Annotated in this window: 4 protein-coding genes; 1 reads left to right on the plus strand and 3 read right to left on the minus strand. The window is 66.1% G+C overall.

Going from position 1 to position 7,760, the window contains the following annotated elements:
* Nucleotides 1–266: 266 nt before the first annotated feature.
* Nucleotides 267–1,385 carry an Mrp/NBP35 family ATP-binding protein gene (locus Tam10B_RS09890; protein ID WP_093961088.1) on the minus strand — a complete coding sequence of 373 codons (1,119 nt, stop codon included), beginning with the start codon at nucleotides 1,383–1,385 and terminating at the stop codon, nucleotides 267–269.
* A gap of 341 nt (nucleotides 1,386–1,726) precedes the next feature.
* On the opposite strand from Tam10B_RS09890, the gene Tam10B_RS09895 reads away from it, so the two are divergent.
* Nucleotides 1,727–4,006, plus strand: a complete 2,280-nt coding sequence (locus Tam10B_RS09895) for an alpha-galactosidase (RefSeq protein WP_093961089.1) — start codon at nucleotides 1,727–1,729, stop codon at nucleotides 4,004–4,006.
* Nucleotides 4,007–4,165: 159 nt separating this feature from the next.
* Here Tam10B_RS09895 and Tam10B_RS09900 read toward each other — a convergent pair whose 3' ends face one another.
* Both Tam10B_RS09900 and ligA read right to left on the minus strand, forming a co-directional pair.
* A complete protein-coding gene (locus tag Tam10B_RS09900; protein WP_093961081.1) occupies nucleotides 4,166–5,407 on the minus strand; it encodes an ROK family protein in 1,242 nt (413 codons plus the stop codon).
* 53 nt (nucleotides 5,408–5,460) lie between these two features.
* Nucleotides 5,461–7,760: NAD-dependent DNA ligase LigA (gene ligA / locus Tam10B_RS09905; RefSeq protein ID WP_093961090.1), on the minus strand; the 2,300-nt coding region annotated here is incomplete at its 5' end.

Here is a 7,760-nt window from a genome sequence, read left to right on the forward strand (position 1 = left end):
GTGTTCTCCTGCTTTCTGCTTGGTGAAATGCGGGGATGACTCTGCTGCGTTGCGGGGTATTGCGGATTCACGAAACACCGTTACAGCTTCGTATTCCAGCACTTCGTCTTGCTGATTCCCAGCGTATGACCGACGTTGCCATCACTATGAAATTGTTGCCAATCGTTGCCCTGTTTTGTCCAAAAGTCCACGTCAAGTCTTGACAAAACAAAAGACGCCGGCTATGCGCCGACGTCTTCGTCACGGTTTCCTCCGGTCTGCCGCTCCTATCGTTCCATCAGCTGCTTGGCGATGGAGACGAACTCGGCGGCGAGCGGGGTGTCGGCGAGCGTGCCGTCCTCGTTGAGCACCACCGGACGGCCGGCCTCGCCGTCGATGCGCACCTCGGGCTCGAGCGGCAGGGTGCCCAGCAGCGGCACGTCATGCTTGAGCGATGCGGTGAGCTGCTCGGAGACGCGCCGGCCACCGCCCTCGCCGAAGATGCGCAGCTTCTCGCCGTTGTGCTCGTAGTAGCTCATGTTCTCGATCACGCCACGCACCGTCATGGGCACCTGCAGGGCCACGAGTCCGGCGCGCACGGCCACGTCGGAGGCGCTGGGCTGCGGGGTGGTCACCACCACGAGCTCCGCGTTCGGCAGCGCCTGCGCCACGGAGATCGCCATGTCGCCGGTGCCCGGCGCCAGATCGAGCAGCAGCACGTCGGGCTCGCCCCACCACACGTCGGACAGGAACTGTTCCAGCGAGCGCTGCAGTCGCGGGCCGCGCCACAGGATCGCCCGGTCGGCGCCGGCGAACATGCCGATGGAGATGAGCTTGACGCCCCACGCGGTCACGGGCATGAGCATGCCCTTGAGGTTCGTGGGGTGATCGTGCGTGCCGAACAGCGCGGGCAGCGAGAATCCGTAGATGTCGGCGTCGATGGCCGCGGTGTTGTAGCCGAGCGCCGCGAACGTGGCCGCCAGGTTCGCGGTGACCGACGACTTGCCCACGCCGCCCTTGCCGGACGCGATGGCGAAGATGCGGGTCTTGGAACCCGGCTTGGTGAACGGGTTCTCCTTGCGCTGCGCCTTGAGATCGTTGACCAGACCGGTGAGCTTCTCCTGACTCATGGAGCCGACGTCGATGTGCGGGATGAGCGTGGCCGCCGGATAGGAGGTCACGGCCTCGTTGATCTTGTCGATGATGGTCTGCGTGAGCGGGCATCCCTCCACGGTGAGCTCCACCTTCACCGTCACGTCCACGATGCTGCGGCCGGAGTCGATCACGTCGCGCGGCACCACGTCAATGCCGGTGACCATGCCGAGATCGGTGATGGACTTGCCCAGCTCCGGGTCGATGACCCGGCTCAGCCGCGTACGTACGTTGCGTTCGATGACATCGTTCATTCCCACCTGATTCGCGGCCATATCGTCCTCCTCGCAGATCCTCGTCAATCGGGAACCATCGCAAATAATCCATGTGCCACACTAGCGTGAACCATCGTTCTGTGCCAGATATTCGCACAGGATATCCATACCCACGTCCGCGTGATCTTCGGCCGTCCGATTCCCATGTCCGTCATCAGTCGTCCCCGGCCGTCAACCATTTTGTTGCGCCGATCATGGAACACGCGGCTGCGGGACAAGTAAATACGCCCGACCATATGATAAACGTGGATTTTCGATCACCGTCAACCATCAATCACGCATTGGGCGGACCGTCACGGCCGCCCGGAAACGAGGTAATGATGCCGAAGTTCTCCCCCATTCCCGCCAGTCCGGTCGTCGAACGCGCCGAGGGCGTCGCGGCCGACGGCACGCGCATCCGCATCGTATACATGGAGCAGACGGTCGCGAACGTGGCGTTCGCCCTGACGATTCCCGGCGACGGCATGCCGCGCATCGTGCACTGGGGCCGGCCGATGCCCGCCGCCGGACGCGACACCGCACTGCTGCACGCCTACGATGCGTTGAAGCCGCAGCGCGTGTCCGGCGCGCTCGACGAGACCGCATGGCCGAGCGTACTGCCCACGCAGGCGGAATCCTGGATCGGCGAGCCGCGGTTCGTGGTGCGCCGCGGCGGCGTGGAACTGTTCTGCGGGTTCACGGTGACCGACGTGACCGCCGATGTGATCGGCGACGTGCCGACCGTGACGGTGAGCGCCGAGGACGCCGAACAGGGCGTGCGCGTGCTGTGGACCGCCGAACTCGAACAGGGCGGTCTGATCCGCCAGCACGTCACGGTACGCAATCTCTTCGGCGCCGACGCCGCGCCACTGGAGATCGGCAGGGTGGAGCTCGGCTTCGCGCTGCCGGCGAGCGCCACGGAGATCCTGACGGCCACCGGCCACCATCTGCGCGAACGCTCCCCGCAGCGTCAGCCGCTGACGGTCGGCAGGTTCGAGAAGAACTCGCTGACCGGCCGCCCCGATTTCGATGCGTCGCTGCTGCTGACGGCCGGCGTGCCCGGTTTCGGCTTCGAGCATGGAGAGGCGTACGCGGTGCACGTGGGCTGGAGCGGCAACTCCTGCCTGTCCGCCGAACGACTGCCGTACACGACCGGTCTGATCGGCGGCGGCGAACTGCTGTTCGGCGGCGAGATCGAACTGGACGGCGCCGACGGCGAGGCCGCATACACCACGCCGTGGGTGTACGGTTCGTTCGGCGACGGCCTCAACGAGATCGCCGCACGCTTCCACGACCATCTACGCCGACTGCACCCGAACCTGAGCGCCAAGCCGCGTCCGGTGATCCTCAACACGTGGGAGGCCGTGTACTTCAACCATGACTTCGACACGTTGAAGGCACTCGCCGACAAGGCCGTCGAGGTGGGTGTGGAGCGCTTCGTGGTGGACGACGGCTGGTTCGGATCCCGCCGCGACGACACGTCCGGTCTGGGCGACTGGCAGATCGCGCAGGAGGTGTGGCCGGACGGGCCGAAGAGCCTCAAGGCGCTCGCCGACTATGTGCATGGCGTGGGCCTGGAGTTCGGCCTGTGGTTCGAGCCGGAGATGGTGAACCCGGATTCGGATGTGGCGCGCGCCCACCCGGAGTGGATTCTCTCCCCCACGGCCGGACGTCTGCCGATGCAGGGCCGCAGCCAGCAGGTGCTGGATCTGACCAACCCGGATGCCGCCGCGTACATCTTCGACTGCATCGATTCGCTGGTGGGCGAGCTGGGCATCGACTACATCAAGTGGGATCACAACAAGCTGGTCACCGAGCCGGGCAGCCGGTTCAGCGGGCGTCCGGCAGTGCACGCGCAGACCGAGGCCGTGTATGGCATCTGGCGCAGGCTCAAGGAGAATCATCCGGGTCTGGAGATCGAAAGCTGCTCGTCGGGCGGCGGCCGCGTGGATCTGGGCATTCTCGAATACGCGGATCGCATCTGGGCGTCGGACTGCGTGGATCCGGTGGAGCGTGCCGACATTCAGCGCTACACGTCGCTGCTGGTGCCGCCGGAGATGATCGGCGAACATGTGGGCGATTCGCCCGCGCATTCCACGCGCCGCGCCACGAGTCAGGAGATGCGCATGGCCATGGCGTTCTTCGGTCATCTGGGTGTGGAGTGGAATCTGCTGAAGCAGCCGCAGGAGAATCTTGATCTGCTGGCCGAGTGGATCGCCGAATTCAAGAAGCATCGTGAATGGTTCGCGATCGACGCGATGGTGCATACGGATTCGCCGGATCCGGCGGTGCGCGTGGACGGCGTGGTCAAGCCGGACCGTTCGGCGGCGATCTACCGGTTCACACAGCTGACCACGTCGGCCACGTATCCGGCGGCGCCGGTGCGTCTGCCGGGGCTGAAGCCGGATGCGAACTATCTGATCCAGCCGGTTCCGGTGAGTCTGGACATTGAGGGCGCCACGTCGCCGGCACGCGAGGCGATCGGCAACGGCCAGTCAGCGCTCGGCTGGTGGACGGCCGACGGCACGGTGATGAACGGCGCGCAGCTGGCCTCCTACGGTCTGCGCATGCCGAGCCTGCACCCGGCCAACGCCGTCCTCTTCTGGGCCATCGAGGTCTGAGTCCCTGCGTACCCCTTCCTAGGGAGGGGGATGTCACCCGGCCACCCCGCGCCTGAAACAGTTCTGCAAAATTCCCCCTCCTAGGGAGGGGGATGTCACACACCGTGTGACAGAGGGAGGGATCCCAGAGCAGCCAGCCCCGGCATCCCTGCAAACCTCCTACTCCCCCAGCACATACCGCCGAATGGCGCAGGCGGCCGCCCCCTGCGCCCACCGTTCCCAGTCGGAGCCGAGAATCTCGAACGGCACTGCCGCCGCCCGGCTGGGACGATATTCGGCTATGCCTTGCCGCACCGATTCGATCTCCATACCAGCCACATACGCGGACTCGCCGGCCACGAACACCTTGAGCGGCATGGTCAGGTTGGCCACAAGTCCGATCATCACACCAAGCCGGTAGCATTCGCGCATGAGCAGCCGCTTGGCCTGCGGCACGCCGCGTCGCGCATCCCGCACGTATTCGTCAAATGATTTCACCGTGCCCATGATCTGCGAGTATTCGTCGGCGAGCGAATCGTTGGTCAGGCACTGCGCGCAGCCGCGGTGACCGCACCCGCGGAAGCAGCGCGGACCGTCGGGGTCGATGAGCAGGTGTCCGGCCAGACCGAACGTCTTGTCGGCGTGATCTACCACACTGCCGTCCTCCACCAGCCCGTAGCCGATGCCCGTGCCGATGGTGAGCAGTGCGAAACGAGGCAGGCCCACGCCGGCGCCGAACCAGTGCTCGTACATGAGCAGCGCGTCCAGATCGTTGTTCGTCACCGTGTCGAGCCCGGTGGCGTTGCGCACCATGGCGGACAGGTCGCACGGTTCGATCCATGAGAGGAACGTCGTCTCATCCACCACGCCGTCGGTGATATGTGCGCCGATGCCCAGACCGACCATGCACGGTTCGGGCAGGCCGAGCCCGCGCGCATCGGCGCGGCATTCCTCGACCAGTCGCGTAACGACGTCAGCCACACCGGCCGGCGTGCGATCGGCGAACTCCGTCACATGCGATCCGGCACCGTCGGGCAGCCGGCATTGCGCGTCGACCAGTACCGCCGTGGCGCCGTCTCCGCGGATCTTCACGCCCACGAAGGTGCGCGCGTCGGCATTCGCCACCAGTGCGGACTGCGGACGACCGCGCTCGCCGGTGCGCTTCCGCGGCTCGAACCCGTACGGCAGGTGTCCGGTCGACGTGTCGTCGTCGCCGGTCTCCCGCACCACGCCGAGATACATGAGGTCGGCGATGATGCGCGAAACGGTACCGGCCGACAGGTCGTGCATCTGCGCGAGCGTGGTGCGGGCGATCGGCCCGTATTCGAGAATGTCCGCGGCGATCCTGCGCATGGCCGGCGAACCGTCGAACCATTGTGCGGCACAGTCACCGCGCGTCATCCCGTCGTCATGGTCGGTCATGCGTCGCTCCCTTTATGGTGTTCTCGCCGGGTCGCTCGTCCTCGATCGTGGTCTCAGTCGGCCGTGTCCGCAGGTTCCTTCTCGGCGGTACCCTCGGGAGCCTCGCCGGTCTCCAGCAGGTGACGGAATCCGGCTTCGTCGAGCATGGGGATGCCCAGCGCCTCGGCCTTGTCGGCCTTGGATCCGGCGTTCGCGCCCACCACCACGTATGTGGTCTTCTTGCTCACCGAACCCGCCGCCTTGCCGCCGCGGGAGACGATCGCCTCCTTGGCGGAGTCTCGGGAGAATCCCTCCAGCGATCCGGTGACCACCACGGTCATGCCGGCCAGCGTCTGCGGCTCGGTGTTCTCCTCCACGTGCGTGCCCACGCCTGCGGCCGTCCATGCGGCGAGGATGCGACCACGCCAGTCCTCGGGGTCGCGCGCGGCGGTGAACCAGCGCACGATGGATTCGGCGATCTCCGGTCCGATGCCGTCGATCTCCGACAACTCCTCCACGCTCGCCTTGCCGATCGCCTCCAAGGAGCCGAGCTGCGATGCCACGAGCCTAGCTGTGGGCGGGCCGAGCCGGCGGATGGACAGCGCCACGAGCACGCGCCACAGGTCCGCCTGCTTCGCCTTGTCGATCTCGTCGAGCATCTTGCGCGTGTTCTCGCCGGGGCGGATGATCACCGGCACCTCGACCATGCCACCACGCGTTCTGCGCGTGTGATGGTCCACGACCACGGCGTCCTCCGGCACCGCGTAGTCGGGATAGTCGGGGCGGATCTGCGCCTCCGGCGTCTTGTCGTTGGCCTTGCGGGCGTCGGTGGGCGCGGTCCAGAACGCCGGCGTCCGATACCACAGTCCGGAGCCGCCCAACCGCCTGCGCGTCTTGCCCTTCCTTCCGGTCTTCGGATTCACGGTCTCGCGCACCTCGATGATCGGCACCTCGCGCCATACGGCCACGTCACGCAGACGATCCAGGTCGAGCGAGAACACGTCCGCCTCGCTGGTGAGCACCGGCGTCTGCGGTTCGGGCAGACGCAACCCCTCCACCGGCTCGTACGGCTCCGGCTCCTCGCCCGGTCCGATCAGGATCTCACGCAGGTCGGGCGCATACGTGTCGACCGAATCGGGGCGGTTCTCCTCCGGATTGGTCAGGGCGATGGCGCTCTGGTCGCCCAGATGCTCGATGTCGAACGCCTTGCGCGAGGCCAGGTTGATGATGCGTTCGGTCAGCTGCGCCGGGCAGCTTTCCACGTTGGGGCAGCGGATGTCCTTGTCGCCCTCCTTGGCAGGGGCAAGTCTGGTGCCGCAGCTCGGACAGTATTCCGGCATCACGAACTCGCGCAGCTCGCTCTCACGGCCCTTGCGGCGTTCGAGCACGGGACCCACGAGTTCGGGGATCACGTCGCCGGCCTTGCGCACCACCACGGTGTCTCCGATGAGCACGCCCTTGCGTTTGACCTCGAAGGGGTTGTGCAGCGTGGTGCGCGCCACGGTAGAACCGGCCACATACACCGGCTTGAGCACGGCCACCGGGGTCACGCGGCCGGTACGCCCCACCTGCACGGTGATGTCGAGCAGTTCGGTGTTGACTTCCTCGGGCGGATACTTGTAGGCGATCGCCCAGCGCGGCGCACGCGACGTGGCGCCGAGACGGCGCTGCAGGCCAAGGTCGTCGACCTTCACGACGATGCCGTCGAGCGCATGCTCGATGTCGTTGCGATGCTCGCCGTAGTAGTCGATCATGTCAAGCACCTCGGCGAACGACGAGACGGTGCGGTTGTGCGGCGAAACCGGAACGCCCCACTTCTCGTACAGCGCATACGCCTCGGACTGATTGTGCACCACGTCGTGCGTGCCACGCGGATGGTCGGCGCCCCAATCGAGCGTGCCGATGCCGTGCGCGTAGAACGTGAGGTTGCGCGTAGCGGTGATGCGCGGATCCTTCTGCCGCAGGGAGCCCGCTGCCGCGTTGCGCGGATTGGCGAACGGGGGACGTCCCTGCTCCTCCTGACGTTCGTTGAGCGCCCTGAAGTCGTCGAAGCGCATGAACACCTCGCCACGCACCTCCACCATGTCGGGGATGTCGCCGGACGGGCCGCCGAGATTCTGCGGAATGTTGGAGATCGTGCGCGCATTCATGGTGATGTCCTCGCCGGTCACACCGTCACCACGCGTCAATCCCTGCTCAAGCACGCCATTGCGATAGATCAGATTCAACGCCAGTCCGTCGATCTTCACCTCGCAGCTCATCGGCAGCGGCTTGCCGTCGGGCCAGTCAAGGTCACGGATCACGGAATCGTACCAGTCGCGCAGCTCCTCGATGCTGAACACGTCGTCAAGGCTCATCATGCGGGAGGGGTGCC

Origin of the sequence: Bifidobacterium vansinderenii, assembly GCF_002234915.1 — a bacterium.
In the GTDB taxonomy this organism is placed as follows: Bacteria; Actinomycetota; Actinomycetes; order Actinomycetales; family Bifidobacteriaceae; genus Galliscardovia; species Galliscardovia vansinderenii.

Excerpts from the sequence above, each read along its gene's own strand:
- Tam10B_RS09890 (WP_093961088.1), bottom strand. The coding sequence starts at position 1,385 with ATGAACGATGTCATCGAACGCAACGTACGTACGCGGCTGAGCCGGGTC.
- Tam10B_RS09895 (WP_093961089.1), top strand. The coding sequence starts at position 1,727 with ATGCCGAAGTTCTCCCCCATTCCCGCCAGTCCGGTCGTCGAACGCGCC.
- Tam10B_RS09900 (WP_093961081.1), bottom strand. The coding sequence starts at position 5,407 with ATGACCGACCATGACGACGGGATGACGCGCGGTGACTGTGCCGCACAA.